Origin of the sequence: Janthinobacterium sp. GW458P (assembly GCF_002127585.1) — a bacterium.
GTDB lineage: Bacteria > Pseudomonadota > Gammaproteobacteria > Burkholderiales > Burkholderiaceae_D > Janthinobacterium.
The window spans coordinates 25,078-51,258 of record NZ_NEGZ01000027.1 but is presented as its reverse complement, the minus strand read 5'-3'; the positions used below and the strand labels follow the sequence as shown (position 1 = coordinate 51,258).

The window sequence follows — 26,181 nt, the reverse complement described above, 5'->3', positions numbered from 1 at the left end:
CAGCCCATGAGCCATTCCTGCTCTTTTACGCCGACGCCAAGCATCTTGAATGTCGTGCTAGCTCTGACATCGCAGAATGCTTGGATAGATGGGCGCACTGGGCATCATCGAGGTGACGCCGTCGGCAAGCGATCCTATTTTTCTACGGAGCCCTTCTTCTCCGGCGCCATGTTCGCGTAACGCGCGGTCGTCTGCCCGTCCTTGTGCCCAACGACTGAACGCAGCTCCTCCTCCGTTTGAATGAAGCCAGCGTCGATCATATTGCCTTGCCGGATGCGCTCGATGGTCCGCTTCTGCAAGTTCGCCACACTGCGGGCGCCAATCATGTCTGCAATGGCCACTGGCGAAGAGGTGATGTCTTTGAGCACTCTGGAAATGAAAGAGCGACGAGTATCGTGCATGTGAATGCCATCAAGCTTCGCCCGCTCCAGCACCCGGCGAAATACCGTCTTGAAGCCCTCGATCTTGTAATGAAAGACTCGATCGTCCACTCGCGGAATAACCTTGAAGGCTGCCACCGCCTCCGGGAGCAAGATGACCAGGCGCTCCTCGTCAGCTTTCGTCTGATGCGCATCGAGATTGATGACGCCGCGCTCGATATCGATCTGCGACCATAGAAGGCCAAGGATCTCGGCCCTTCTCATGCCCGTGGATATGGCGACGGCAAAAATGAGCGGCATTTCCTTGTTCCGGCATTTGCGCAGCTCCGTAAGCAGCGCTTCCTCTTCCTCCGGCGAGATGATCCGCCGTCGGCGCCGCTCGCCGCCCTTCACCTTGGCCTTGTCTGCTTCTGCAAAGGGATTGTGGCCGTTGAGGCGCTTCCACGCTTTATTGTCTGTGAAGCGCAGCTTGTTCACGACGCCTTGCAGCGCGTAGATTTCGCGCTTGACCGTGCTCTTGGCCCGGCCCTGCCGCAATCGGACATTGATGTATTCGGTCGTATCCTGCTCGGTCAGGTCGTCAATGTAAAAATCCCCGATTTTCTGCTTGGCGAAGCCCTTGGCATGCTCTCGCAGGCTTGCAAGCGCCCCTGACGGAACGAAAAAACCGCTCTTGATGTGGGAGATCTCGATGTCGCGGCAGTTCTGCAAGCGCGCTCTGGCGGCCTTTGCTGTTTGCTGGACCTTGTCGACGCCGCAATCCAGCAGCGGATTGACGTAGGCGCGCAAGTAGCTGTCAATGGCGTGGCCAAGTGTGCAGCGCCCTTCCGTGATCAACTCCACGCCAGCGCGGTGGACCTCGCTGGCCATCATGGTCGCGCGGTCCCGTCCTTGGGCGATAAGGAGCCGGCCCTGCGGAGTCTTGGTATCGGCCAAAAATATCTTGGCGCGCTCAAGCTCGTCTTGTCCGAATGAGCGGTCGACAACGAAGTCGCCGCGCTCAACGCGCACTCTGTAACGTATGGATTTTGTTTTGTCTGCGTTTTTCCAGTCTATGACCCGGATGCCGCGAGGAATGGATGATGCCATGATTGGCCTTTGGCGTTGGTGGAATCGTTTGTCGAATTCCCCTATTTTTCACCATCATGCCGGCATTTGCCGTTGCTTTGAAACATGCCGGCGAACGCCAAGACCTTGATTTCAAAGCTAAAATTTGGTGGGAAGTGCAAGTTTCGAACTTGCGACCCCTGCAGTGTGAATGCAGTGCTCTACCCCTGAGCTAACCTCCCGAAGCGAGGCGAATTATCGCATAGGTGTTGCGGCATCTGCAAGGGCTGGCGGGAGGAAATTTGCCATGCCCCGCTTTTTTCTCAGGCTGCCGCTGGCGGGGCCGTGACGGCTGTCCAGATGCACTGGCCTTTGGCGGCCTTGTCGAGGCCGGCGATGGTGGCTGCGTGGGCGGCCAGTTCGTCGGCACTGGCGCTCTGGAAGATGACTTCGGCCAGGGGCACGATTTCCAGCGCGGCACCGTCGGCGGCCACTTCCACTTCCTCTTCCATGCTGAGGCTGTTTTGCCCGCGCGTCATGGCCAGGTAGACGTCGGCCAGCAATTCGGAGTCGAGCAGCGCGCCGTGCAGCTTGCGGTGGGCGTTCGAGACGCCGTAGCGGTCGCACAGGGCGTCGAGCGAGTTGCGCTTGCCCGGATGCATTTCCTTCGCCTGCACCAGGGTATCGATCACGCCGTGCACCTGCTCATGCACGGGCGGCAGGTTCAGGCGCTTGAATTCCGCATTGAGGAAGCCGATATCGAACGGGGCGTTGTGGATGATCAGCTCGGCGCCGGCGATAAATGCGCGGAATTCGTCGGCGATCTCCGCGAATTTCGGCTTATCGCTGAGGAATTCCGTCGTCAAGCCGTGGACGGCCAGCGCGCCCTCTTCCGAGTCGCGCTCGGGATTGATGTAATGGTGAAAATTGTTGCCCGTCAACATGCGGTTGTTCAGTTCGACCGCGCCGATCTCCAGGATGCGGTCGCCCGTGCGCGGGTTCAGGCCGGTGGTTTCAGTATCGAGAACAATTTGACGCATGGCGGATTCATTCGTAAAAGCAAAAAGCGAAGGGCACAGTATAGCAAACCTGTGTGCTGCAATCGTGCCCAGACATGTTCGAACGCCCAACAAAACCGTAGCGAGCGGCAGTGATTTGTGGCCAAGAAGCGCAAGCGTACTCTAGTACGGTGAGCATCACAGGCCGCAAAGCGCGACGCGCACCAGGTTTGGTTGGGCGTTCTTACGCGCGCACGGTTTCCACGCCCAGGTTGGCCAGCTGATCGGCCCGCTCGTTGCCCGGATGGCCATTGTGGCCCCGTACCCAGCGCCATTCCACTTCATGGACGGCCTGGGCCGCGTCGAGTGCCTGCCACAGGTCGACGTTTTTCACGGGCGCCTTGGCCGCCGTTTTCCAGCCGCGCGCCTTCCAGCCGTGTATCCATTCGCTGATGCCCTTCTGCACGTACTGGCTATCGGTATACATCACTACCTGGCACGGACGTTTGAGCGCCGTCAAGGCTTCGATCACGGCCTTCAATTCCATCCGGTTATTCGTCGTATTGAKTTCCCCGCCGTAAATTTCTTTCTTGGCGCCATCGGCCACCATCAGTGCGCCCCAGCCGCCTGTGCCGGGATTGCCCTTGCATGCGCCGTCGGCATAAATCTCAACCTTCGTTTCTACCTTATCCATCTTGCTGTTCCCGCCTTTTATTCGTGACCGGTGCGCCTGCGGGCGCCGTCGCCGGTTTTTTGGTCCACGCCGGACCGATCAAACGCATCCCTTTGACGCGCTTGATCGCCTGCACTATATACACTGCGCCCAGATATGGCCACCAGCGCGCACCGGCCTTGTCCATGAAGGCGTTGCGGCGCAGCCATTTTTCCGTCCGACAAGCGGGCGCGTAGCAGCCAAAATGGCTTTGACTGACGCCCATGTTGAGCAATTTTAACCAGTCTTTCATGCGCGGCATAGAGATCAGTTCGCCAGCCCGCGGCAGGTAATGGCGTCCCGTGACCCGCCCCACGCCCTGGCGCATGCCCCACAGGCTGGCCGGATTGAAGCCGCAGACGATCACGCGCCCTTCCGGGATCAGCACGCGCTCGACTTCGCGCAAGACCTGGTGCGGCTCGGCGGCAAATTCAAGCACATGCGGCAAGACCACGAGATCCAGGCTTTGCGAGTCGAACGGCAGCTCGTCGAAGGCCGACACCAGGGTCAAACGGCTTTCCTGCGGCGGACGCGACGGCAGGCGCGCATCGAGCAGCCATTTGTTCGGCATGCGGCTGGCGGCCAGCGCGTCGAGCTGGGGCAAGCCGATCTGCACGGCATTAAAACCGAAGATGTCGACGGTCAGGCTGTCGAGGCATTGCTGCTCCCAGGCGCGCACGTACAGACCGGCCGGCGTCTGCAGCCAGCCGTCAAGCGCTATAATGGATTTTTCGGATGCCGCACTGTCCATTCAGTTTTCTCTTTTATACATGACACACTCCCCTGAACACGCTTTATCGGTACTTGCCGTGCCCGCCTTTGCCGACAATTACCTGTGGCTGATCCATGACGGCCGCCACGCCGCCGTGGTCGACCCCGGCGACGCGATGGCCATCCTCGACGCGCTCAAAGCCCATCAGCTGACCTTGTCCGCCATTTTACTCACGCACCACCACGCCGACCACACGGGTGGCGTACCTGAATTGTTGCAGCATTTCGCCGTGCCCGTATTCGGCCCACGCAATGAGGCTATCACAGCCATCACGCAAGCGCTTGCCGAAGGCGATGTCGCCTGCGTGCCCGAACTTGGCTTGCAGATGACCGTCATCGACGTGCCCGGCCATACCAAAGGCCATATCGCCTACGTGCGCCAGCGCGACGAGCGCAGCGGCGCGCCGTGGCTGTTTTCCGGCGACACCCTGTTTGCCGGCGGCTGCGGCCGCCTGTTCGAAGGCACGCCGGGCCAGATGGCCGATTCGCTGGGCAAGCTGGCCGCCCTGCCCGACGATACCGAGGTATTTTGCGCGCATGAGTACACCTTGTCCAATCTGCGCTTCGCCAACGCCGTCGAGCCGGGCAATGCGGCCTTGCAGGAACGCATCGCCATCGACACGGAAAAACGCCAGCAAGGTTTAGCGACCGTACCGTCGACCATTGCCATTGAGAAAGCCACGAACCCCTTCCTGCGCTACCGCGAACCGGCCATCCTGAACAGCCTGAAGGTCGAGGGCAAGCTGGCCGCCGACGCCTCTCCCGTGGAAGCATTCGCGGCCTTGCGGATGTGGAAGAACAACTTCTGAGGACACCTGAGCAAGCCTGCTGCGCGTCGACATAGGCGGCCTGCGATGCTCGCCGCACTAGAAGTACGGTTGCGCTTCTCGACCACCTATTCCTTCCGCTCGCTACGGTTTTGTCAGGCGTTGCAGACTTCAATACAAAAATCCCGGCAGTGCCAAAAAGCATTGCCGGGATTTTTTTATGCGGTTATTTGATCAGGATCAGATTTCTTCGTACAGCGGCAAGGTCAAGAATTCGGCGAACGATTCCGACGTCGACATTTCCTCGAAGATCTGGCCGGCGCGCACATAGGTAGGGCCGTTGCCGCCCGGCGCATCGCGCTGCACCTTGGCCAGCTCTTCCGGAATCATGGCGCGCACCATCTCGGCCGTCACCTTGCGGCCGTCTTCCAGCACGCCCTTGCTGGAACGAATCCACTGCCACACTTGCGAGCGGCTGATCTCGGCCGTGGCCGCGTCTTCCATCAGGTTGTGGATGGGCACGCAACCGTTGCCGGCCAGCCAGCTGCCCAGGTAATGGATGCCCACGTTGATGTTGTAACGCAAGCCCGCTTCCGTGATCGGCGCTTCCGGCTGGAAATTCAGCAGATCCGACGCCTTCACATCGATGTCGGGACGCTGCTTGTCGATCTGGTTCGGCTTGTCGCCGAGCACTTTGGTGAACTCGCCCATGGCCAGCTCGACCAGGCCCGGGTGGGCGACCCAGCCGCCGTCGTAGCCGTCGGTGGCGTCGCGCGCCTTGTCGTTGCGCACGCCGCCCATGGCGATGTCGTTCTTTTCCGGATCGTTCTTGATCGGGATCAAAGCCGCCATGCCGCCGATGGCCGGCGCGCCCCGCTTATGGCAGGTTTTCAGCAGCAGCAAGGCGTAGGCGCGCATGAACGGCGCCGTCATCGTGACCTTGGCGCGGTCGGCCAGGCAGAAATCCTTGTCCAGCTTGAATTTCTTGATGCACGAGAAGATGTAATCCCAGCGGCCCGCGTTCAGGCCCGAGCTGTGCTCCTTCAGTTCGTACAGGATTTCATCCATTTCAAACGCGGCCAGGATGGTTTCGATCAGCACGGTCGCCTTGATCGTGCCTTGTGGCAAGCCCAACTCGTTCTGCGTCATGACGAAGATATCGTTCCACAGGCGCGCTTCCAGGTGCGATTCCATCTTCGGCAGGTAGAAATACGGGCCGGCGCCGCGCGCCAGCTGTTCCTTGGCGTTATGAAACATGAACAGGGCGAAATCGAAAATGCCGCCGGAGATGCGTTTGCCGTCGACCAGCACGTGCTTTTCATCAAGGTGCCAGCCGCGCGGACGCACGACGAGGGTGGCGATCTTGTCGTTCAGCTTGTACGACTTGCCATTTTGCTCCAGCGAAATCGTCTTGCGCACGGCGTCGTACATATTGATCTGGCCCGTGATCTGGTTATCCCAGTTCGGCGTGTTCGAATCCTCGAAGTCCGTCATGTAGCTGTCCGCGCCCGAGTTGAAGGCGTTGATGACCATCTTGCGCTCGACGGGACCGGTGATTTCCACGCGGCGGCATTCCAGCGCCTTCGGGATCGGCGCGATCTTCCAGTCGCCGTCGCGGATATGCGCGGTTTCTGGCAGGAAATCAGGACGCTCGCCCGCGTCAAGGCGCTTGGCCCGTTCCACGCGCACGGCCAGCAATTGCTGGCGGCGCGGCTCGAATTCACGCGTCAGCTTGGCCACCAGCGCCAGCGCCGCGGGCGTCAAGATCTGTTCGTAGCCGGGGGCGATTTCACCCGTGATTTGCATGCCTTCGGGAAGTGCGATCGTGTTCTGCGTCATGAAGTTCTCCGGTTTTTAATAAATATAAGCAAAAATAATCTGGTGATCCAAGTATAAGCGGAACGACTGCGCAGGCAAGCTGGGCAGAGGCGCAAAAACACTCTGCCGGGCCGCGCGTTTGTTCTATAGTATTGCACTATAAGGCATGGAAACGAGATTAAAAATCACTTCATCTATGCGTTTTTATCACAAGTGACGACATAGCGGGAGCATCACATGGGCCAGTTCAGACAAATATCAACCTTCGTGGAAGTGGTCGCCAGGGGCAGCCTGTCGGCGGCCGCCCGCGCGGAAGGGATCGCCCCGGCCATGATAGGCCGACGCCTCGACGCGCTGGAACAGCGCCTGGGCGTGAAATTGCTGCAGCGCACGACGCGCAAGCTGGCGCTGACGAATGAAGGCGCCGCCTTCCTCGAAGACTGCCAGCGCATCCTGGGCGAACTGGAAGAGGCGGAAGCGGCCGTGGCCGAGCGCAGCGTGAAGGCCAGCGGCCATTTGCTCATTTCCGCGCCGGCCGGCTTCGGACGCCAGCATGTGGCGCCCTTGATCCCCTCGTTCGTCGCCGAACACCGCGACGTGACCGTGTCGCTGAACCTGAACGACCGCCTCGTCGACCTGATCGGCGAAGGCATCGACGTGGCCATCCGCATCGCCAGCCTGTCCGACTCGTCCCTGGTGAGCACCAAGCTGGCCGACAACCAGCGCGTGCTGGTCGGCTCGCCCGCCTATCTGAAACGGGCGGGAACGCCGCGCACCCCGGCCGACCTGGCGAAACATAATTGCCTGGCCATCAGCAGCGAAGGCAGCCAGCGGGGCTGGACTTTCCGCGAAAATGGCAAGAACGTGATTTTGAAGGTGGCGGGCAACATGGTCTGCAACGACGGCGAAGTGCTGCACGACTGGGCGCTGGCCGGCAAGGGGCTGGCATGGCGTTCGATGTGGGAAGTCGGCGCGGAGATCGAATCGGGGCAGCTGGTGACGGTGCTCGACCAGTTTGCCGCGCCGGGCAACGACATTTATGCCGTGTTCGCCCAGCGCCGCCATTTACCGCTGCGCATACGGGCGTTCGTGGATTTTTTACGGCACAGTTATTCGCAGCCGGACTACTGGCGCGAACGCGCTATTTGAAGACGCGGGACCAAACCTGCCGCGCGGCGCTTGTCACGGGGCGATTGGGCGCCGTGACGCTCGCGGCCTAGACGTGGGTGCGTAGGCCGGCGTTGGTCGGCTTAGCGCAGCGTAAGCCAACAACTGCCAGCACGGTAGCGACAGAGAATGCGAGCATACATGTCGGCTTACGCGCAAGCGCTAAGCCGACCTACCAGACAGCCGCGGAAGCGAAGCCAAGCGACAATGCACGCGCCAAACATCCGCAAAAGCCCACAAAACCCCTGCCTGAAGGAAATTCAGGCGAAAAAAAATCCCCGGAGACCGAGGATTTCTTTATTTCGTTTGATCCAGCGTATTAGATTGGCTGAATGTTCGAAGCTTGCTTGCCTTTAGGGCCAGCGGTCACTTCAAAAGAAACGCGTTGGTTCTCTTGCAGGGACTTGAAGCCGTTCGACTGGATAGCCGAGAAGTGAGCGAACAGATCTTCGCCGCCTTCGTCAGGGGTAATAAAGCCGAAACCCTTCGAATCATTGAACCATTTTACGATGCCAGTTGCCATTACAATTTCCTATTTCAGTTAAGTTGGGCTTGCGCCCGTTATATCGTTTGAAGCAAGAAAGAAATGACAGACAAACTGCACTACTACCTCGAATCCAACGATGCCCAATTATACCAACAAAACTGAGAAAAACCATTCTTTCGCAAAATAAACTTGCGAACACTGCTTTAATAGCCAAATCCCCGTCTTGCGGCGCCCTGTACCAGCGGCATGGACACACTATATCCTAATCTGCGACGTGGATGCTTTGCGTTGCATCAAATGAATCATTGCAACCACAAGATCGAAAAATGGTCACTCAAGTGCTGAAATGGGTGGCGGCCGCATCGCGCTCCGCCCAGCGCAGCAGCGCCCCCACCTGCCCGCTCAGCGCCGGCCACTCGGCCAGCACCTGTCCGGGCGCGTTGAGCTGCAGGCGCACCAGCTGCTCGATGCGCCGGCATTCCTGCCCCAGCGCGGCAAAACCGAAGGTGGCGGCCGAGCCGGCTACCGCATGCAGGGCGCGGTGCAGCTGCGTCAGCGGTTCCAGGCGCGGCCCTTCGCTGTCGCAGCGCGCTTGCGCCTGCGCGATCGCCTGCATCAGGGCCGGCACGCCAGCCGCATATTTATCGTTCAGGGCGCGCAAACGGGCGCGAAAATCCGGGTCGATCAAGGTTGCCATCGCGATACTCGCCGTCTATGCGCTTACTTGGTGCCGAAGATGCGGTCGCCGGCGTCGCCCAGACCCGGCACGATGTAGGCGTGCTCGTCGAGGTGCGAATCGAGCGAGGCGCAGAACATCTTGACGTTTGGGTGCGCGTTCTGGAACACGGTCACGCCTTCCGGAGCGGCCACCAGGGCCAGGAAGATGATCTGCTCGTCCGTCACGCCGCGCTTCTTCAGCACGTCGACGGCGTACACGGCCGAATTGCCGGTCGCCACCATCGGGTCGCACAGAATGAAGGTGCGCTCGTTCAGGTCCGGCAGGCGCACCAGGTATTCCACGGGCATGTGGGTAGCCGGGTCGCGGTACACGCCGATATGGCCGACCCGGGCCGATGGCACCAGGTTCAGCAGGCCGTCGCTCATGCCGATGCCGGCGCGCAAAATCGGCACGATGGCCAGTTTCTTGCCGGCGATAACGGGCGCATCGATGGTCACCAGCGGCGTCCTGATTTCGCGCGTGGTCAGCGGCAGGTCGCGCGTGATTTCATAGCCCATCAGCAAGGTGATTTCCTTGAGCAATTCACGGAAGGTGCGCGTGGACGTGTCGTGCTCGCGCATGTGGCTCAGTTTGTGCTGGATCAAAGGGTGATCGGTAATGAACAAATTCGGGAAGCGCGGATCTTGTTTCATATTGTTTTTCTTTCTCTGCTCTGGCGCGGCGGCAAGCATGGCCGCAAGCGCGCTGTGTATCGATAAAATGATGGATTGCAGCATTATCCCAGCCCGCGGCCCGCCTGTGGCCGGAATTTTGAAATAATTGCGGACGGCGCCCGTCAATACTCGCGCAGGGCGCGCGCCAGGATGGCCGCGCAATCGGTGCCGGCCGGCAAGCGCCCATATGCGCCGCCCGGCGCCTGCACCAGCCGCGACTCCATGAAGGCCTGTGCGACAAACGGCGGCGCATGGCGCAGCAGCAGGCCGGCCTGCACGGCCAGCACGATGCGCTCGGAAAGTTGCCTCGCGCCAAATTCGTCCGTTTGCGGGCCGTCCAGGTCAGCCAGCAGGCGCGTGCGGTAGCCGGCAAAGGCGGCATCCGCGTCGCCGGCCAGCGCCAGTTCGGCCGCCAGGGCGTCGCGCGCGGCCGGCGACTTGCCGAAGGCGCGCAGGACATCGAGGCACATGACGTTGCCCGAGCCTTCCCAGATGGAATTGACGGGCAGTTCCCGGTACAGGCGCGCCAGCGGCGCGTCTTCCACGTAGCCGGTGCCGCCCAGCACTTCCATGGCCTCGGCGCCGAAGCCGGGGCCGCGCTTGCAGATCCAGTATTTGCCGGCCGGCGTGAGCACGCGCGCCAGCATCGCCTGCTGCGCATCGTCCTTTTCGTCGAAACAGCGGGCCAGGCGCAGCGCAAACGCCGTGGCGGCCTCCGATTCGAGCGCCAGGTCGGCCAGCACGTTCTGCATCAGCGGCTGCGCGACGAGCGGCTTGCCGAAGACGGCCCGCTGGCGCGCATGGTGCAGCGCCTGCGTCAGGGCGGCGCGCATGATGCCGGCGCTGCCCAGCACGCAATCGAGGCGCGTGTGGCTGGCCATTTCCAGGATGGTGGGAATGCCCCGCCCCGGCGGGCCCACCAGCCAGCCGTAGGCGTTGGCGAACTCCACTTCCGACGAGGCATTCGAGCGGTTGCCCAGCTTATCCTTCAGGCGCTGCACGCGGATGGCGTTGCGGCTGCCGTCGGGCAGGTAGCGGGGCAGGAAAAAGCACGACAAGCCGCCCTCGTCCGCCTGCGCCAGGATCAGGTGGGCGTCGCACTGCGGCGCCGAAAAGAACCATTTGTGGCCGACGATGCGCCAGGCGCCGCCGGCCTGCTCGCCGAACAGGGCTTGCGCCTCGGCCGGCGGCACGGGCGTGGCCCGCGTGGTATTGCTGCGCACGTCGGAGCCGCCCTGCTTTTCCGTCATGCCCATGCCGACCAGGGCGCCCCGCTTTTGCTCCACGGGCAGCGAACGGGGGTCGTAGTCGCGCGACAGGATCTTCGGCAGCCAGCGCGCGGCGATTTGCGGCAGATCAAGGGCCTGGCGCAGGGCCGGCACCGAGGCATACGTCATCGTCACGGGACATTGCGCGCCGTTTTCCACCTGCCCCACTAATAGATAGGCGGCCGCGCGCGCCACCTGGGCGCCGGGGCCGGGCGCGGCCCACGGCGAAGCGTGCGCGCCGGCGCCCACGAGGATGGCCATCAGTTCATGCCAGGCCGGGTGGAACAGCACCTCGTCGATGCGCCGGCCGGCGCGGTCGAACTGCTGCAATTCCGGACCGTGCCGGTTCGCCTCGCGCGCCAGCGCATACGTCCCGGCGCGGCCCAGCTTCTCGCCCAGCGCATCGAGTTCCTGCAGCGCCGCGCCGCCGCCCTCGCGCAGCAGGGCCTCGATCAGGGCCGGATCGCTGGCGAACAGATTGACGTTTTCGAACGGCGTCGCCTGGTTGAAAACTTCATGCGTGTCAAAGGCATTCATGGGTATCTCCATCGCGATTTGTTATCATGGCGCCTTGCCGCGGCAGGCGCACCGTCCTCATCGTCTGCCAGCCAGACTAGCGCAAACGCGCCAGCGGGGCAAGCGCGCCACCGCCGGGTGTTTGCGGACGGATTAAAAGCATGCTGATTTTTTTCATGAAAGACAGGAATATTTACAAAACCTGAAGCAATGTTGCTCTATTTCATGTATTGCTGTGCTTTTCAATGATACATTTCGTGTGGATCGCGTTCCCGTAGTCACTCTTGCCCGATACCCGGGCGCACTGCAATATGCATTATTTCCGTTGGCGCCATGCAATACGCGGGCGCCGGCACTGATAAAGGTTAAATCCAGCACGATGTTTTCCAGTACCCCATCCGCCGCCCACCGCGAGGCCCGCCACGAGTTGGACAACCTCATGGAAGAGGCTGGCGACGTCGTGTTCCGGCTCGATGCGGACGGCCTGATCCTGTTCGCCAGCAGACGCGCGGCCACCCTGTTCGGCGCGCCACTGGGCCTGTCCGGCCATTTGCTGCTGCCATTGGCGGCCGAAGCGTCGCGCGCGGCGCTGCAGGCGGCGCTGGAAGACGCGCTGGAAGAACCGGGGCGGCTGGAAGTGCGGCTGCAGACGCCGGACCAGGAGATCTGGTTCGAGCTGCGCCTGTCTTCCTATATGAACGCGGCCGGCGTGGCCGAATTGCTGGTGGTCGGGCGCGACACCTCGGCCCAGCACAATACGGAAGAACGCCTGCGCCACATGGCCACGCACGATGCGCTGACCGGCTTGCCGAACCGGCTGCTGCTGTCGGACCGCATCCGCATGGTGATCGCCCAGGCCGCCCGCTCGGGCCAGGGCTTTTCCGTGGCCACCATCGGCCTCGATGGCTTCAAAAAGGTCAACGACGGCCTGGGGCACCCGGTCGGCGACGCCGTGCTGCGCCTGGCCGCGGCGCGCCTGCGCAAGACCCTGCGCGACAGCGACACCCTGGCCCGCGTGGGCGGCGATGAATTTGTCGCCGTGCTGCCCGGCAGCGCCACCGACGCGCAGATCAAGCTGGTGACGGGGCGCCTGCTGGCCACCCTGCAGGCGCCGTTCGAAGTCGAGGGACATACGATCTACGTGGGGGCGTCCGTCGGCGTATCGATTTATCCGCTGCATGCGGAAGACGAAGTGCGCCTGGTGGCGCTGGCCGATGCGGCCATGTCGCGCGCCAAGGAGACGGGCAAGGCCCGCTGCCTCGTCTACAGCCCGCGCCTGAATGGCCCGTCGGAACACGACATTTCTCTGGAAGCGGCCATGTTCCACGCCGTGCGCGAAGGCGAATTCCTGCTCTTCTACCAGCCCATCGTCGACGCGCACACGCGCCAGATCCAGGGCTTTGAAACCCTGATGCGCTGGAAGCACCCTACCCTGGGCCTGGTGCCGCCCGTGCGCTTCATCCCGATCGCCGAGGCGAACGGCCTGATCAACCTGCTGGGCGCCTGGGCCCTGAAGGCGGCCTGCGTGCAGCTCAAGCAGTTCCAGGAAGTGGCCAGGCGGGCGCTGTACATTTCCGTCAACATCAGCCCGCGCCAGTTCCGCAACGATAAATTCCTCGACGTGCTCGACGACGCCATCGCCTTTTCGGGGCTTTCGGGCGAACACCTGGTGCTGGAGATCACGGAAGGCACGCTGATGATCGATCCCGTGCATGCGGAAACCATCCTGTGCAAGATGACGGAGCGCCGCGCGCGCATCGCCATCGACGATTTCGGCACCGGCTATTCCTCGCTGGCCTACCTGAAGCGCTTCCCCATTTCCGTGCTGAAGATCGACCGCACCTTCATCAAGGACTTGCCCGAATCGAGCAAGGACGCGGCCATCTGCAACACCATTCTCGACCTGGCCAAGCACTTGAACCTGTCGGTGGTGGCCGAAGGCGTGGAAACGGAGGAGCAGATGCACTTCATGGAGTCGCGCGGCTGCCAGTACGTGCAAGGCTACCTGACGGGCAAGCCGATGCCGGCCCACGCCGCGCTGTCGGCCTTGAGCGAAAAAACCTATGCGGCGCTGGTGCCCACGCCGCCTGCCAATGAACCGCGCGGAGGTGTGCAATGAATCCCGGTCATTTCACGGCGCCGACCCAGCTCGGCAAAAACACCCTTGACCTGCTGTGGGCGCGCACGCGCCAGCAGGGCGACATGCCCGGCTTCGCCAAAGCCATCAGCGCCATCCTGGGCGCCATGCGCGGCGAGGATGACCACGAATTCGACATCACGCAAACGGTGCTGTCCGACCCTGTCCTCACGCACAAGGTGCTCAGGCTGGCCAACAGCGGCATGTACTCGGCCTTCGGCCAGCGCGTCAACACGGTATCGAAAGCCGTGCTGGTGCTGGGCATCGACGCCATCGGCCACCTGGCGCTGGGACTGAAGCTGATCGAGGAGCTGTCGCAGGCGTCGCCCGACTCCGTCAGCGCCCACGTGGAAATGGAAAAGGCCGTGCTGGCCGGGATGGTGGCGCAGCAGGTGGCCACCAGCGCCGGCAGCCTGCAGGCCGAGCAGGCCGTCGTCTGCTCGATGCTGCACACCCTGGGACGCATGATGGTGACGTTCTACATGACGGACTTCTGGGCCCGCATGCAGGCGCACGCGGGGCCCGGCAACGAGGCGGCCGCCGCGCGCGAAATCCTCGGCCTGTCGCTGCCGGAAGTGGGCTATGCCACGGCCGCCCACTGGGGCTTGCCGCAGCACCTGATCAACGGCATGCGCCCGATGGACCCGTCGCCGGACAACGCGCCCGTCAGCGGCGCCGACTGGATGGCGGGCCTGTCGACCATGGCGGCGCGCTGCGCCGACTCGCTGTGGCACGACGACGCGGCCGGCGCGGCGCAGGTGCACGCGCTGATCGACGATTATGCGGGCACCCTGGGCATCGCGGCGACGGACCTGGTGGTGGCGGTGGACAAGGCCAAGGCCATGGCGGCGGCCGATCTGTCGATCGCGCCCCTGTCGAAACCGGCGGAACGGCGCGCGCGCCAGCTGGCGTCGACGCGCATGCGCGCCGAGGGCAACCGCGTGCTGATCGGCGGCCTGGCCGACCTGCGCGGCGCCATCGGCAGCGCCAGCCCCGGGCAAATGGTGTCGATGGCGCTCGAAACGCTGCACCAGGGCTTCGATTTTTCGCGCTCGGTGGCGTTCGTGCGCAATCACAAGGATCACCTGTATTCGGCCCGCGTCAGCATGGGCGAAGGCATGTCCGACCTGCAGGACCTGATGGTGTTTGGCGACGCGTATGAGCCGAACGTGTTCCACGCGGCCCTCAACAGCGACCGCGTGATCTTCATCGACAATGCGCGCGACCCGAAATTTGCCGCCAAGCTGCCGCAATGGTGGAAAGCGACGCTGTCGGAAGCGCGCAGCTTCGTCGTGCTGCCGCTGTCGGCCAACGGCCACCCCACGGGATTCTTGTACGGCGACTGGGACGACAGCTTCCCGCCGATTCAATTGAACCAGACGGAATTCAACCTGATCAACGATATCCGGGCGTTATTGGTGCAGTCGGTGGAGATGCGCCATCAGCTCGAGCTGGTGGCAAATAAGGTGGCGTGAGAACACCTGACCAAACCTGCTGCGCGTCGGGATAGGCGGCCTGCGATGCTCACCGTACTATCGTACGGTTGCGCTTCTTAGCCACCTCTCCCTTCCGCTCGCTATGGTTTTGTCAGGTGTCGCAAGTGTCGTTGTTAAACGAGAAAACGACCATCCAGGTCGCAGGTCGGATCAGGGCCGCAGGCCCGTGATCCGACAACATTCAGCTTATTTCAACTTAGGCGTCGATACCGACACATCGCCGCATTGCGCGCGGTGCATCAGGGCGTGGTCGATCAGCACCAGCGCCAGCATGGCTTCGGCGATCGGCGTGGCGCGGATGCCCACGCAGGGGTCGTGGCGGCCGAACGTTTCCACCATCACGGGATTGCCCTCCTTGTCAATCGAGCGGCGCGGCGTGCGGATCGACGACGTCGGCTTGATGGCGATCGAGACGCTGACATCCTGCCCCGTCGAGATGCCGCCCAGTACGCCGCCCGCGTTATTGCCGATAAAGCCTTCCGGCGTCAGTTCGTCGCCGTGCTCGGAACCCTTTTGCGCCACCGAATCGAAGCCGGCGCCGATTTCCACGCCCTTGACGGCATTGATGCCCATCATGGCGTAGGCGATGTCGGCGTCGAGCTTGTCGTAGATGGGCTGGCCCAGGCCGACAGGCACGTTTTGCGCGATCACGTCGATGCGCGCGCCGATGGAGTCGCCGTCGCGGCGCAATTGATCCATGGCCGCTTCCATGCGCGCGATCAGATCGGCGTCAGCGCTGGCGGCAAAGAAGGGGTTCGCATGCACGTGGTCCCAGGACTGGAACGGCACGGCAATGTCGCCCAGCTGGCTCATGCAGCCCTTGAACGTGGTGCCGTACTGCTGCAGCAGCCATTTCTTGGCAATCGCCGCCGCGCCCACCACGGGCGCCGTCAGGCGCGCCGAGGAGCGCCCGCCGCCGCGCGGGTCGCGCACGCCGTATTTGTGCCAGTAGGTGTAGTCGGCGTGGCCGGGGCGGAAGCTTTCCGCGATATTGCCGTAATCCTTGCTGCGCTGGTCTTCATTGCGGATCAGTAACGCGATGGGCGTGCCCGTCGTCACGCCCTGGTACACGCCGGAGAGGATTTCCACCGTATCCGATTCCTGGCGCTGCGTCACGTGGCGCGAGGTGCCCGGCTTGCGGCGGTCCAGCTCGGGCTGGATGTCGGCTTCGGACAGGGTCAATCCCGGCGGACAGCCGTCGATCACGCAGCCGATGGCCGGACCGTGCGATTCGCCGAAAGTGGTAACAGTAAACAGCTTGCCAAAAGAATTGCCGGACATAGTAGGAAGTGGTGAGGACTGGAAAACTCAATTCTACCAGCCTGCGGGGCATGCCATGCCGCTAATGCCGCAGCAAGGCCGATATTGCCCCGCTAAAATCGCCATTTTCAAATACCGTGTTTTTTTTCATATAAAAAACACCAAATATGAGTTGCAATCATGCAATTCAAGAAATATTGCCCTACGGAATAGGCTTAAAAAAACATTTTGCTTATTAAATAGCTATATACTTGGACGATGGACCATCAGAAAATGTGCGAGCCTCGGCAGCACCTGAGTGCTACATTTTCGATGCGACCTGAGTGCATCAGAAATGGCCAGGGCTAGGCGCACCGCCGAAGACAGTACGCAAGTACGGCGAGGCGGTGCAACAACGCCATGGACATTTCTGATGTGCTCACATCCCGTACTGAGTCATCCTGGAGAAGCTATACATGCCCGCACCGATCATCCCCCTTGACGCCAACAAGGACGATCACGACGACCTGGTATTCCTCGATGAACAACCAGCGGCGCCGACGACGGCCGCGGCGCGCAGCGTCTGGCGGGTGATGATCATCGACGACGATGAAGACGTCCACTCCACCACCACTTTCGCCCTGGGCAACCTGGAAATGCAGCACCGCCCGCTGGAATTCGTGCATGCGTATTCGGCCGGCCAGGCGCGCGAACTGCTCAAGCATGAAAGCGACATCGCCGTCATCCTGCTCGACGTGGTGATGGAGCAGGACGACGCGGGCCTGCACCTGGTGCGCTACATCCGCGAAACCCTGAAAATGACGGATGTGCGCATCATCCTGCGCACGGGCCAGCCCGGTTATGCGCCGGAAATCGACGCCATCCGCGATTTCGACATCAACGACTACAAGACCAAGTCCGAGTTGACGCGCATAAAGCTGTTTACCACGGTGACGGCGGCCATCCGCTCCTACGAACAGATACGCTCGATCAGCAGCAGCCGGCGCGGCCTGGACCAGATCGTCCACGCCAGCACCCAGCTGATGGCGCTGCACGGCGTGCAGAATTTCTCGGCCGGCGTGCTGGCGCAGATCGCCGACCTGCTGGGCATCCGCGCCGACGGCGTGCTGTGCGTGCAGGACTTGCAGGACAGCGGCGGCAAGGAGCTGCTCGTCGCGGCCTGCACCGGCAGCTTTTCCGGCCTGCCGCACAGCGCCCTGTGCGGCGTGCAGAACCCCCGCGTGATGGCCGCCATCGAGCATACGCTGGCGCAGCGGCGCAATGTGTATGCGCACGACTATGCCACGCTGTATTTCGCCGGCAAGGCCAGCCGCGACGCGGCCGCCTACCTGCTGCTGCCGCGCCCCCTCTCGGCCATCGATGAAAGCCTGCTGGAAGTGTTCTGCAGCAACGTCGCCGTGGGTCTCGACAACGTCGAGCTGGTGTCGCACCTGCATAATGCGGCCTTCTACGATCAATTGTCGAAGCTGCCCAACCGCACGCGCCTGGTGGAAATCCTCGACGCCACCCTGGCCGGTCCGGCGCGCGACGACGCCACCCTGTCGCTGGTCGACCTCGACCACTTTGCCGAAACCAACGACGCGCTGGGCCACCAGTTCGGCGACATGCTGCTCGTCGCCGTGGCGGGCCGCCTGCAAACCCAGCTCGGGCCGCAGCTGACGGTGGCGCGCCTGGGCGGCGACATCTTCTGCGTGCTGGGCGACTCCTCGCAAGTCAATCCGGCCAATATCCTGGCCCTGTTCCAGACCCCGTTCAGCATCGACGGGCAGGACGTGCAATTGTCCGCCACCCTGGGCCTGGTGCGCCTGGGCGAACACACGGGCACGGGCGCCGACGCGCTGAAAGACGCCGACATCGCCCTGAAACGGGCGAAAAGCCAGCAGCGGGCCGGCCACTTCTATTTCTCGCGCAGCATGGGCATCGAGATCCGCGAGCGCGTGCGCATGATGCACGCGCTGCGCACGGCCTTCAGCCAGGACCAGCTGTTTGTCGTCTATCAGCCGCAGATCGACCTGACCACGCGCCGCCCCGTGGGCGCCGAAGCGCTGCTGCGCTGGCAGACGCCGGACGGCAAATTCATCTCGCCCGACCGCTTCATCCCGATTGCCGAGTACTCGGGCATCATCATCGACCTGGGCGAATGGGTGCTGCGCACGGCTTGCCGTGAACTGGTGCTGCTGCGCGAACAGGGCCACCGCAACTTCGTCATGTCCGTCAACGTGTCGCAAGTGCAGTTCCGCCACCCGCTATTTTTGGAAATGCTGCGCGCGGCGCTGGAAGAGACGCAGGCGCCGCCCGAGTTCATCGAGCTGGAAATCACGGAATCGATGGCCATGGAAGAGCCCGATTTATTGATCAAGATGTTGTGGCAGATCAAGCAGACGGGCGTGAGCATCGCCATCGACGACTTCGGCACGGGCTTTTCGTCACTGTCCTACCTGCAGCGCCTGCAGGTTGACCGCCTGAAAATCGACCGCGCCTTCGTCACCGAGATCACCGGCTCCGCGCGCGGCAGCAGCATTGCCGAAATGGTCATCCAGCTGGGCCGCAACCTGGGCCTGGCCGTCATCGCCGAAGGCGTGGAAGACGAGCGCCAGGCGCAGATTTTGCAGGCGCTGGGCTGCCCCATGGCGCAAGGTTTCCTGTTCGCCCGCCCCATGACGGCCACGGCGCTGGGCACCTGGCTGAACAACGAGGCGCTGCAAGGGGCGGCGTAGGCGCCGCCTTGCTCCTTTGCAATACAAAACGCCGGCGGTTGCCGGCGTTGTTTTTACTGCATTATTGCATTTCAGTCTGTTGTTTCGGCCGGCCAGTCGCGGATGTAGGCCTTGAGCATCTGGTTTTCAAAGCTCTGCGCTTCGAGCACGGCGCGCGCCACGTCGTAGAAGGAAATGACGCCCAGCAAGGTCTTGGCATTCATGACAGGCAGGTAGCGCGCATGCTTTTCCAGCATGATGCGGCGCACTTCGTTTACTTCCGTATCGGGCGTGACGGTGATCGGGTGATCGTCCATGTGCTTGCGCACGGTGCCGCCGCCGATCTGGCCCGCGTTTTCATGCAAGGCGTTGAGCACCTCGCGGAAGGTCAGCATGCCGACCAGGTCGCCAAATTCCATGACCACCAGCGAACCGATGTCTTTTTCAGCCATGGTATTGGCCGCGTCAAGCAGGGGCTGGTCAGGCGTGACCGTGTAGAGGATGTTGCCCTTGACTTGGAGAATTTCAGATACTTTCATATTGGCCGTCCTGTCCGCGTGATTGGTATTTTAGTTATTCTAAGCCCTTACTGCGACTGTAGCCTATGCCTGCGGAAAAATCCAGCCTTGCGCGTAATCAAATCGAGGGGGATTGCAAGCAACAAGATGCACTATCAAGACGTCTGGCAAAAACGTAGCGAGCCGATGCGCGGCGTGGCCGGGATGCGCAGTGGTTTTGCTTGGACGTCGTCAGCCTCTGCGGCGGAACCAACCGGCAATGGAAAGACGCTGGCGCGCCGTCGGCAGCACTTCGTGCAGCATCTCGCCCGACAGGAACATGGCCATGCGCCCCGCTTGCGGCAAGATATCCACCTGACCGCCATCGGGGTGCAAGCGCAGCGCGCCGCCGTGCTCGGGCAGCCAGTCCTCGTTCAGGTAGAGCACGACGGACACCGTGCGCTTGTCGTCGTCGCGGAAACGGTCCAGATGAGCCCGGTAAAAGGCGCCCGGTGCGTACAGGGCGAAATGGCTTTCGTACTCGTCCAGCCCCAGGAACAATTCCCGGTTCAGGGTCTGGCGCAGCGCTTCCATGTGCTGCAGATAGCTGTCGCAGGCGCCGGACCTGCCCGTTTCCAGCCATGCGATATGGTCGCCGCGGATATCCGGCTGCAGCAGGGGTGCATGGCCGCTGCCCACGCCGGCGCCCTTCATCTTGCCGCTGAGCATGGATTGCACGCACTCGGCGGCCAGCTGGCGGCTCAGTTCGGGGGGAATGAAATGCTCCTGCATGACCCAGCCTGCGTGGCAGAGGCCGTCGACTATGGAAGGTCCGGGTACGGCAAGGTCGCCGTCGAACGGTAATGCGGGCATACGATTTTCCTGGTGGACATGCAATGAGAGTGCGCCTGAAGTCCAGGATTTCGCTGACGTGCCGCTGCCCGCCTCGCGGCGCACGCGCGAGGGCCGGTGCAGCGCGAAAATCGCTGACCCGATATCCTACCACCGCCGCGCCGCGCCAGTCACTTTTTTTCGACTTCAGGTTACCCTGGGCGCGCGCCGCCACGGCGCCATGCGCCCTGCACGCCCGCCCTTTTGTTCCTTCCTGAAAAAGGTTACGATCTTGCCACTATAAAACTTGGCGGAGACACCATGAGCGGCCCGAAATACCCCGGTTTTGACACCTTGTCCCTGCATGCGGGCGCCGCGCCCGACCCGGCCACGGGCGCGCGCGCCACGCCCATCCATTTCACATCCTCGTTCGCCTTCAAGAGTTCGGAGCACGCGGCCTCGCTATTTAATATGGAGCGGGCCGGCCATGTGTACTCGCGCATCTCGAATCCCACCAACGCCGTGCTCGAAGAGCGCATCGCCGCCCTCGAAGGCGGCGTGGCCGGCATCGCCACGGCCAGCGGCCAGGCCGCCATGCACCTGGGCCTGTCCACCATCGCCGGCGCCGGCTCGCACATCGTTGCCTCGCGCGCCCTGTACGGCGGCTCGCACAATCTGCTGGCATATACATTAAAACGCTTCGGCATCGACACCACCTTCGTCGACCCGCGCGACGTGGACGCCTGGCGCAGCGCCATCCGCCCGAACACGAAAGTGCTGTTCGGCGAAACCCTGGGCAATCCCGGCCTCGACGTGCTGAACATCCCCCAGATTGCCGCCCTGGCGCACGAGCACCAGCTGCCGTTGATGGTCGACTCGACGTTTACCACTCCCTATTTGCTGCGCCCCTTCGAGCATGGCGCCGACCTGGTGTTCCACTCGGCCACCAAGTTCCTGTGCGGGCACGGCACGGCCATCGGCGGCCTGCTGGTCGACGGCGGCATTTTTGATTGGCAGGCGGCCTACGACAAGACGGGCCGCTTTGCCGAACTGTGCGAACCGTATGAGGGCTTCCACGGCATGGTCTTCGCCGAGGAATCGACGGTGGCGCCGTTCGCCCTGCGCGCGCGGCGCGAAGGCTTGCGCGATTTCGGCGCCGTCATGAGCCCGCACAACGCCTTCGCCATCCTGCAAGGCATCGAAACCCTGGGCCTGCGCATGGACCGCCACGTGGCCAACACGCGCAAGGTGGTCGACTTCCTGCTGGCCAATCCGGCCGTGGCATCGGTGTCCTACCCGGAACTGCCGTCGCATCCCGACTATGAACTGGCCAAAACCCTGCTGCCGAAAGGCGCGGGCGCCGTCTTCACCTTCAATCTGCGCGGCGACCGCGCGGCGGGCCAGCGCTTCGTCGACAGCCTGAAAGTATTCTCGCACCTGGCCAACGTGGGCGACGCCAAGTCGCTCGTCATCCACCCCGCCTCCACCACGCATTTCCGCGTGCCCGACGAACAGCTGGAACAGGCCGGCATCACGCAGGGCACCATGCGCCTGTCGGTGGGCCTGGAAGACGCCGACGATTTGATCGAAGACCTGGCCCGTGGCCTGAAACTGTCGCAGAAAGGCGCCTGACATGCTGCTCACCATCGACAACACCGCGGCCTACTGCTACACGGGCGGCAAAGCGTTTGATCCCAATCAACCCACGGCCGTCTTCATCCACGGCGCGCAGAATGACCATAGCGTATGGGCCCTGCAGACGCGCTATTTCGCCCACCACGGCTGGAATGTGCTGGCCGTCGACTTGCCGGGCCACGGCCGCAGCGGCGGCGCGGCAAAGGATACTGTCGCAGAACTGGCGCGCTGGGTCCTGGCCGTGCTGGACACCGCCGGCGCGGCCAGGGCCATGCTCATCGGCCACAGCATGGGCTCACTGATCGCGCTGGAAGCGGCGCACCTGGCGCCGGATCGCGTCAGCCACCTGGCCATGCTGGGCGCCACCTATCCGATGAAAGTCTCGCCGGCCCTGCTGGAAACGTCGCTCAACGATGAACAGGCGGCCATCGACATGGTCAATATCTGGTCGCACTCGTCGATCGCGCAAAAGCCGTCGTTTCCCGGCCCCGGCTTTTACGCCATGGGCGGCGCGCGGCGCCTGAAGCAGCGCATCGCCGCCCTCAACCCCGATCACGTGTTTCATACGGATTTTTTTGCCTGCAATGCCTACGCGAACGGCGAAATCGCCGCCGCTTCGGTACACTGCCCGACTTTATTCATTTTCGGCGCGCGCGACATGATGACGCCGCCCAAGTCGACCCGGCTGCTGACAGCGGCCATCGCGCATGGCACGGTGGTGCAGGTCGACAGCGGACATGAATTGATGGCCGAGCAGCCGGACGCCGTGCTCGACGCGCTGTTTGCGTTTGCGCAAACGGCAGCGGCATGAACGCTTTTTTTAGGATAGATGCACATGTTGTTGAATACCCTGTTCGATGAATTGACCGGCCGCGGCAGCGGCACGGAGGCGGAGCGGCATGAACGCTACAACTGGCTGCAACAGCTGCGTTTCAATAACCCGCAGGCGGACGAAAACGGCCCCATGGCCGGCATCCCCGGCCACCACTGGTTCCGGCTGCCGCAGGCGCTGACAGTGGCGGGCCAGGCGAGCGACCTGCTGGTCGGCACCCTGAACGCCCAGTACCTGGTCTTCGCGGGCCGCCACGCGGCCGCGTTTGCGGCCGAACTGGGCCTGCAATACGATGCCAACAACCGCATCGACCGCCCCGGAGGCCTGGACGAACTGCTCGACGCCTATGAAGAGCAGGCGGACGGCAGCTGGAGCACCCTGCCGAACGAAGCGCCAGCGCCGCCGCTGGCGGGCTGGGACGATGTGTACTTCCGCGTGCGCGACCTGAGCGACGGCAAGGCCATCCAGAGCGTGACCACCATCGCCTACGAAAGCAGCCGCTTTCCAGGCTACACCCTGCTGGGCACGACCCTGGTGGGCGCCGGCGCCATCGCCCACGACGACGAGACGGCGGCATATTTGCAGCAAATCTTCGCCGACTGGGCCATCCAGCGCGAATGCGCCGATGTCTGTCTGCCAGCGCAGGAACCGTGGCCCCACGCGCCGCGCCAGACGCCGCCCGCGCCTTTCGCTACCCCCTTCGATTTTGCCCGCAACCTGGCCTATCTTGACGTCCTGCTGGCCGCCTACGGACGCGCGCAGGCACAGGCGGAAATCGATGGCGGCGATGACGCCTACTGGGCGTGCGCCGCCGCCAGCGTGGCTTACCAGATATTCTCGCTGCGCTACACGGCCGGCCTGCCCTTGCCTGACGTGGAGACGGCGCTGGAAGCGGCCGTCGCCGCCTGCGAAACGGCGCGCGCGGCCCTGGCCGCCGCCTACGATGACGATGCCTTGCCCGCCTTTGATTTCGAACAATTGACGGATTACGCGCGCAACCTGCAGTTGCTGGGCGCGGCCCTGCTGTTCGGCCGCCACGACCTGGCCAAGCGCCTGGCCGCCCTGCAGACGGCCTTCGATGGCGAAGACGGCGTGGTTGAGGCGCTGCTGTCGACCATCGATGCGCAGCGTCCCGCCGTCGACGAATGGTATTTCGCCGAACCCTATTCCGCCCTGTTCGAGTGCCTGGACGCGGACGACCCAGCGCAGCGACTCGAACACCTGCGGCACTACCTGGCCCGCTGGCATGGCGCGCTGGTGCACGAAGACTGGTTCAACGGCCATTTGCGCGCGCAAGGCCTGGGCGGCTATTACGGCCTGTGGGCCTTCGAGGCAGCCGCCGTGGCCAAGCACCTTGGCCTAGAGCGCAGCGCGCTGGCCCACTGGGTGATGCCGCCCACGCCCTGAATGCCCCGTTTACTTTTAGATAAATATCAATGATCAATACCGCAGCCCTGTTCAGTACCGCATTCTTACCCGGCCAGGACGGCTTCGACACCGAGACGATCACGGGCTTGGCTGAATGGCGGCTGGACGTGCCCGTGCTGTTCAAGCTGCTCATCGGCGCCGGCACGCAAGCCGTCGCCTGGCCCATCTACGGCGATGGCGAAGACTGCCCCTGCGTGCTGGCCGCGCCGATGGCGCAGGCGCAGGCGAGCTGGCAAGCATTATCCACGCTCATGGACCGGCCGCGCGACGCGGCCGCCATCGTCGCGCGCGGCGCCATCAGCAGCCTGCTGGCGGGCGGCCAGCCGTGGCTGATCCTCGATTGCGTGCAGCTGATCCCCCACGATATCGGCACGCCGGAATACGCGGCCGGACTCGACGCCCTGCGCGCCGAAGCGCACGCCCTGCATGCCGCCCTGCTGCGCGGCGACAAGGCAGCGCTGGCGCCCCTGCTGGCCGCCGGCGCCGCCTCGCCCGCCACCGGCTACTGGTCGGCCACGGTCGAGGCGCAGCTGGCCGATGTCGAGGAACTCGGCGCGGACGCACTGCCTTTCCTGCAAGGCCTGGAAGTGATGGGATGGGAGGAGGACGCGCTGTGCTATGCAGTCAGCGCCGCCGCTGAACCGGACGTCACCGGCCTGGTCACGCCCTATGGCCGCTGGATCGTGCCGCTGTCGCAGCGCTATGTGGAGCTGGGCGTTTACTACGCGGACGATGGATGGATCACCTTTGCCACGGCGGACGCCCCCGATGCACACGGCGTGCTGGACCTCAACGGCACGGTGGTGCTGCCGCCGTCCCCCGGCGCCCTGTACGTCATCAGCCCCCATCTGGTACAGCAAATCGCCCTGGACGGCGCCAGCCGCTTGCTGCGCCTGCCCGACGGCGCGCCGCTCATCGACAGGGTGGATAACATGTGCCAGCGCGACGACGGCTTGATCGACATCGAGCGCCAGACAGGCGAGACAAACGATGACGACAGGCGCAATGTGCATGGCGTGATCGACAAGATGGGCAAGGTTATCGTGCCGCCCGCTTACTGCTCCGTGCAGGATTTCGGCACGAAGAAAAAAATCGCCATCGTCAGCCAGCGCGTGGCCGGGCGCTTCCTGTTTGGGCTGATCAATAGCCAGGGCGAGCTGCTGGCGCCCTGCCAGTACGAAGCCATCGACTGCGCCACCACCTCGTCGCCGCCCAAATTGCGCAAGAACCTGATCTTCGCCATCGATGCGCAGGGCCTCGCGTGCATGCTGGCCCTGGACGGAAAACCGGCGTTTACGCCCTTGTATCCGCCCGCCCACCATCTGCGCGGCGTGGCCGTGCAAAGCGACTTTTTATACGTGGTCAACGATGGCATGGCCTGGAGCATGGATTTCGCGGGCCAGTTGCTGGAACAGTTCGACACGGTGGAAAACTTCAAGGCGGCCATCGCGGCCCAGTTGAGCGAGGCCATGGGGCTGGGCAAGCAAAAGCCCGAGAAACAGGCCGCCAAGCGCCGCAGCTTTACGCCGGCGCAGATCCTGGCACAGGCCGACCGCGAGCAGCTGCGCGCCCTGGCCGCGATGCTCTTGCTGGGCGATGCGGCACTGGCCGCGCGCTGCGTGGACATCACCCTGGAAGAGCTGGCGGAAGACGACCCGGAAGAGGAATACGAAGGCGATACGCCCGAGGCGGCCTGTTTCTTCCTGCTCTGGTCCACGGCCGCCGATGCGCTGGGCCACGGCACCACCCTGGACTGGAAAGCCGTCGATGAAGTGCCGCGCATCGCCCAGCATATCGGCCTGCCAGCACTGCGCGATTTTGCCTGGACGGAGCGCAAGGATGGCGACGCGATGGCCGACGGCCTGGCCGCCATCGCCGCCCACCTGGCGCCCCATCATCTGCGCCTGGTCAACATGCACGGTGGCGAAGACACGTATTATCTGGGCGTGGTGCGGGCGCAGGACGCAGCCGCGTTCAGCAAGGCGGCCTTGCAGGCGACCCTGCGGCCGGTGCTGCTGTGACGGCTTGCCAGCCCGTCTGCTGATA

21 protein-coding genes and 1 tRNA gene are annotated in these 26,181 nt (G+C 63.2%); 9 read left to right on the top strand and 13 right to left on the bottom strand.

Annotated elements, in window-relative coordinates; translation table 11 throughout:
* Positions 1 to 134: 134 nt before the first annotated feature.
* From CBW50_RS16105 to CBW50_RS16085, 5 genes are all read right to left on the bottom strand, one after another.
* The gene (locus CBW50_RS16105) at positions 135 to 1,469 is read right to left on the bottom strand and encodes a site-specific integrase (RefSeq protein WP_226935950.1); all 1,335 of its coding nucleotides are present in this window, start codon (positions 1,467 to 1,469) and stop codon (positions 135 to 137) included.
* Between the two features lie 125 nt (positions 1,470 to 1,594).
* A tRNA-Val gene (locus CBW50_RS16100) sits at positions 1,595 to 1,669 on the bottom strand.
* An 81-nt stretch (positions 1,670 to 1,750) separates the two neighbouring features.
* Positions 1,751 to 2,467 carry a DNA polymerase III subunit epsilon gene (gene dnaQ, locus CBW50_RS16095; protein ID WP_086146495.1) on the bottom strand — a complete coding sequence of 239 codons (717 nt, stop codon included), beginning with the start codon at positions 2,465 to 2,467 and terminating at the stop codon, positions 1,751 to 1,753.
* Positions 2,468 to 2,669: 202 nt separating this feature from the next.
* Positions 2,670 to 3,119 (bottom strand): ribonuclease HI, encoded by a 450-nt coding sequence (rnhA, locus tag CBW50_RS16090; protein ID WP_086146494.1) that lies wholly within the window; start codon positions 3,117 to 3,119, stop codon positions 2,670 to 2,672.
* Positions 3,112 to 3,888, bottom strand: coding sequence for a class I SAM-dependent methyltransferase (locus CBW50_RS16085; protein WP_086146493.1), 777 nt, complete (start codon positions 3,886 to 3,888; stop codon positions 3,112 to 3,114). Before CBW50_RS16085 ends, rnhA begins: the two co-directional genes overlap by 8 nt.
* A 19-nt stretch (positions 3,889 to 3,907) precedes the next feature.
* Here CBW50_RS16085 and gloB point away from each other — a divergent pair, with 19 nt between their 5' ends.
* Positions 3,908 to 4,717: a hydroxyacylglutathione hydrolase gene (gene gloB / locus CBW50_RS16080; protein WP_086146492.1), complete on the top strand. Its 810-nt coding sequence runs from the start codon at positions 3,908 to 3,910 to the stop codon at positions 4,715 to 4,717.
* Positions 4,718 to 4,915: 198 nt separating this feature from the next.
* On the opposite strand, the gene aceB is transcribed toward gloB, so the two are convergent.
* Positions 4,916 to 6,514, bottom strand: a complete 1,599-nt coding sequence (gene aceB, locus CBW50_RS16075; RefSeq protein ID WP_086146491.1) for a malate synthase A — start codon at positions 6,512 to 6,514, stop codon at positions 4,916 to 4,918.
* 216 nt (positions 6,515 to 6,730) lie between these two features.
* On the opposite strand from aceB, the gene CBW50_RS16070 reads away from it, so the two are divergent.
* Positions 6,731 to 7,642: a LysR family transcriptional regulator gene (locus CBW50_RS16070; protein ID WP_086146490.1), complete on the top strand. Its 912-nt coding sequence runs from the start codon at positions 6,731 to 6,733 to the stop codon at positions 7,640 to 7,642.
* A 337-nt stretch (positions 7,643 to 7,979) separates the two neighbouring features.
* Here CBW50_RS16070 and CBW50_RS16065 read toward each other — a convergent pair whose 3' ends face one another.
* The 4 genes from CBW50_RS16065 to CBW50_RS16050 all read right to left on the bottom strand — a co-directional run bounded on the left by CBW50_RS16065 (position 7,980) and on the right by CBW50_RS16050 (position 11,344).
* Positions 7,980 to 8,183: a cold-shock protein gene (locus CBW50_RS16065; protein ID WP_010398811.1), complete on the bottom strand. Its 204-nt coding sequence runs from the start codon at positions 8,181 to 8,183 to the stop codon at positions 7,980 to 7,982.
* 298 nt (positions 8,184 to 8,481) lie between these two features.
* A complete protein-coding gene (locus CBW50_RS16060) occupies positions 8,482 to 8,844 on the bottom strand; it encodes an Hpt domain-containing protein (RefSeq protein WP_086146489.1) in 363 nt (120 codons plus the stop codon).
* Between the two features lie 23 nt (positions 8,845 to 8,867).
* On the bottom strand, positions 8,868 to 9,518 hold the full coding sequence (gene upp, locus CBW50_RS16055; protein WP_086146546.1) for a uracil phosphoribosyltransferase: 651 nt from the start codon (positions 9,516 to 9,518) through the stop codon (positions 8,868 to 8,870).
* 143 nt (positions 9,519 to 9,661) lie between these two features.
* Positions 9,662 to 11,344 (bottom strand): isovaleryl-CoA dehydrogenase, encoded by a 1,683-nt coding sequence (locus CBW50_RS16050; RefSeq protein WP_086146488.1) that lies wholly within the window; start codon positions 11,342 to 11,344, stop codon positions 9,662 to 9,664.
* A gap of 358 nt (positions 11,345 to 11,702) precedes the next feature.
* On the opposite strand from CBW50_RS16050, the gene CBW50_RS16045 reads away from it, so the two are divergent.
* Both CBW50_RS16045 and CBW50_RS16040 read left to right on the top strand, forming a co-directional pair.
* Positions 11,703 to 13,442 (top strand): EAL domain-containing protein, encoded by a 1,740-nt coding sequence (locus CBW50_RS16045; protein ID WP_086146487.1) that lies wholly within the window; start codon positions 11,703 to 11,705, stop codon positions 13,440 to 13,442.
* Positions 13,439 to 14,935: an HDOD domain-containing protein gene (locus tag CBW50_RS16040; protein ID WP_086146486.1), complete on the top strand. Its 1,497-nt coding sequence runs from the start codon at positions 13,439 to 13,441 to the stop codon at positions 14,933 to 14,935. Before CBW50_RS16045 ends, CBW50_RS16040 begins: the two co-directional genes overlap by 4 nt.
* A gap of 207 nt (positions 14,936 to 15,142) precedes the next feature.
* Here the strand turns inward: CBW50_RS16040 and aroC are convergent, their stop codons facing one another.
* The gene (aroC, locus tag CBW50_RS16035; RefSeq protein WP_086146485.1) at positions 15,143 to 16,237 is read right to left on the bottom strand and encodes a chorismate synthase; all 1,095 of its coding nucleotides are present in this window, start codon (positions 16,235 to 16,237) and stop codon (positions 15,143 to 15,145) included.
* A 434-nt stretch (positions 16,238 to 16,671) separates the two neighbouring features.
* On the opposite strand from aroC, the gene CBW50_RS16030 reads away from it, so the two are divergent.
* The gene (locus CBW50_RS16030) at positions 16,672 to 18,933 is read left to right on the top strand and encodes an EAL domain-containing protein (protein ID WP_086146484.1); all 2,262 of its coding nucleotides are present in this window, start codon (positions 16,672 to 16,674) and stop codon (positions 18,931 to 18,933) included.
* 71 nt (positions 18,934 to 19,004) lie between these two features.
* Here CBW50_RS16030 and CBW50_RS16025 read toward each other — a convergent pair whose 3' ends face one another.
* Together CBW50_RS16025 and CBW50_RS16020 are read right to left on the bottom strand one after the other, a co-directional pair.
* Positions 19,005 to 19,451 carry a CBS domain-containing protein gene (locus CBW50_RS16025; RefSeq protein WP_010398828.1) on the bottom strand — a complete coding sequence of 149 codons (447 nt, stop codon included), beginning with the start codon at positions 19,449 to 19,451 and terminating at the stop codon, positions 19,005 to 19,007.
* Positions 19,452 to 19,661: 210 nt separating this feature from the next.
* A complete protein-coding gene (locus CBW50_RS16020; RefSeq protein WP_086146483.1) occupies positions 19,662 to 20,282 on the bottom strand; it encodes a 2OG-Fe(II) oxygenase in 621 nt (206 codons plus the stop codon).
* A gap of 279 nt (positions 20,283 to 20,561) precedes the next feature.
* On the opposite strand from CBW50_RS16020, the gene CBW50_RS16015 reads away from it, so the two are divergent.
* Genes CBW50_RS16015 through CBW50_RS16000 form a run of 4 tightly spaced genes read left to right on the top strand, consistent with a single transcriptional unit; the run spans position 20,562 to position 26,156 of the window.
* Positions 20,562 to 21,872 (top strand): O-acetylhomoserine aminocarboxypropyltransferase, encoded by a 1,311-nt coding sequence (locus CBW50_RS16015; protein ID WP_086146482.1) that lies wholly within the window; start codon positions 20,562 to 20,564, stop codon positions 21,870 to 21,872.
* A gap of 1 nt (position 21,873) precedes the next feature.
* Positions 21,874 to 22,686, top strand: a complete 813-nt coding sequence (locus CBW50_RS16010; RefSeq protein WP_086146481.1) for an alpha/beta hydrolase — start codon at positions 21,874 to 21,876, stop codon at positions 22,684 to 22,686.
* A 24-nt stretch (positions 22,687 to 22,710) separates the two neighbouring features.
* Positions 22,711 to 24,114 (top strand): PoNe immunity protein domain-containing protein, encoded by a 1,404-nt coding sequence (locus tag CBW50_RS16005; protein WP_172404783.1) that lies wholly within the window; start codon positions 22,711 to 22,713, stop codon positions 24,112 to 24,114.
* Between the two features lie 29 nt (positions 24,115 to 24,143).
* Complete coding sequence (locus CBW50_RS16000; RefSeq protein WP_086146479.1) at positions 24,144 to 26,156, top strand: WG repeat-containing protein; 2,013 nt, start codon at positions 24,144 to 24,146, stop codon at positions 26,154 to 26,156.
* The last annotated feature ends 25 nt before the right edge of the window (positions 26,157 to 26,181 follow it).

What these genes read in the sequence shown, in the direction of transcription:
- CBW50_RS16105 (WP_226935950.1), bottom strand. Translation starts at nt 1,469, where the DNA reads ATGGCATCATCCATTCCTCGCGGCATCCGGGTCATAGACTGGAAAAAC.
- dnaQ (WP_086146495.1), bottom strand. Translation starts at nt 2,467, where the DNA reads ATGCGTCAAATTGTTCTCGATACTGAAACCACCGGCCTGAACCCGCGC.
- CBW50_RS16085 (WP_086146493.1), bottom strand. Translation starts at nt 3,888, where the DNA reads ATGGACAGTGCGGCATCCGAAAAATCCATTATAGCGCTTGACGGCTGG.
- gloB (WP_086146492.1), top strand. Translation starts at nt 3,908, where the DNA reads ATGACACACTCCCCTGAACACGCTTTATCGGTACTTGCCGTGCCCGCC.
- aceB (WP_086146491.1), bottom strand. Translation starts at nt 6,514, where the DNA reads ATGACGCAGAACACGATCGCACTTCCCGAAGGCATGCAAATCACGGGT.
- CBW50_RS16070 (WP_086146490.1), top strand. Translation starts at nt 6,731, where the DNA reads ATGGGCCAGTTCAGACAAATATCAACCTTCGTGGAAGTGGTCGCCAGG.
- CBW50_RS16065 (WP_010398811.1), bottom strand. Translation starts at nt 8,183, where the DNA reads ATGGCAACTGGCATCGTAAAATGGTTCAATGATTCGAAGGGTTTCGGC.
- CBW50_RS16060 (WP_086146489.1), bottom strand. Translation starts at nt 8,844, where the DNA reads ATGGCAACCTTGATCGACCCGGATTTTCGCGCCCGTTTGCGCGCCCTG.
- upp (WP_086146546.1), bottom strand. Translation starts at nt 9,518, where the DNA reads ATGAAACAAGATCCGCGCTTCCCGAATTTGTTCATTACCGATCACCCT.
- CBW50_RS16050 (WP_086146488.1), bottom strand. Translation starts at nt 11,344, where the DNA reads ATGAATGCCTTTGACACGCATGAAGTTTTCAACCAGGCGACGCCGTTC.
- CBW50_RS16045 (WP_086146487.1), top strand. Translation starts at nt 11,703, where the DNA reads ATGTTTTCCAGTACCCCATCCGCCGCCCACCGCGAGGCCCGCCACGAG.
- CBW50_RS16040 (WP_086146486.1), top strand. Translation starts at nt 13,439, where the DNA reads ATGAATCCCGGTCATTTCACGGCGCCGACCCAGCTCGGCAAAAACACC.
- aroC (WP_086146485.1), bottom strand. Translation starts at nt 16,237, where the DNA reads ATGTCCGGCAATTCTTTTGGCAAGCTGTTTACTGTTACCACTTTCGGC.
- CBW50_RS16030 (WP_086146484.1), top strand. Translation starts at nt 16,672, where the DNA reads ATGCCCGCACCGATCATCCCCCTTGACGCCAACAAGGACGATCACGAC.
- CBW50_RS16025 (WP_010398828.1), bottom strand. Translation starts at nt 19,451, where the DNA reads ATGAAAGTATCTGAAATTCTCCAAGTCAAGGGCAACATCCTCTACACG.
- CBW50_RS16020 (WP_086146483.1), bottom strand. Translation starts at nt 20,282, where the DNA reads ATGCCCGCATTACCGTTCGACGGCGACCTTGCCGTACCCGGACCTTCC.
- CBW50_RS16015 (WP_086146482.1), top strand. Translation starts at nt 20,562, where the DNA reads ATGAGCGGCCCGAAATACCCCGGTTTTGACACCTTGTCCCTGCATGCG.
- CBW50_RS16010 (WP_086146481.1), top strand. Translation starts at nt 21,874, where the DNA reads ATGCTGCTCACCATCGACAACACCGCGGCCTACTGCTACACGGGCGGC.
- CBW50_RS16005 (WP_172404783.1), top strand. Translation starts at nt 22,711, where the DNA reads ATGTTGTTGAATACCCTGTTCGATGAATTGACCGGCCGCGGCAGCGGC.
- CBW50_RS16000 (WP_086146479.1), top strand. Translation starts at nt 24,144, where the DNA reads ATGATCAATACCGCAGCCCTGTTCAGTACCGCATTCTTACCCGGCCAG.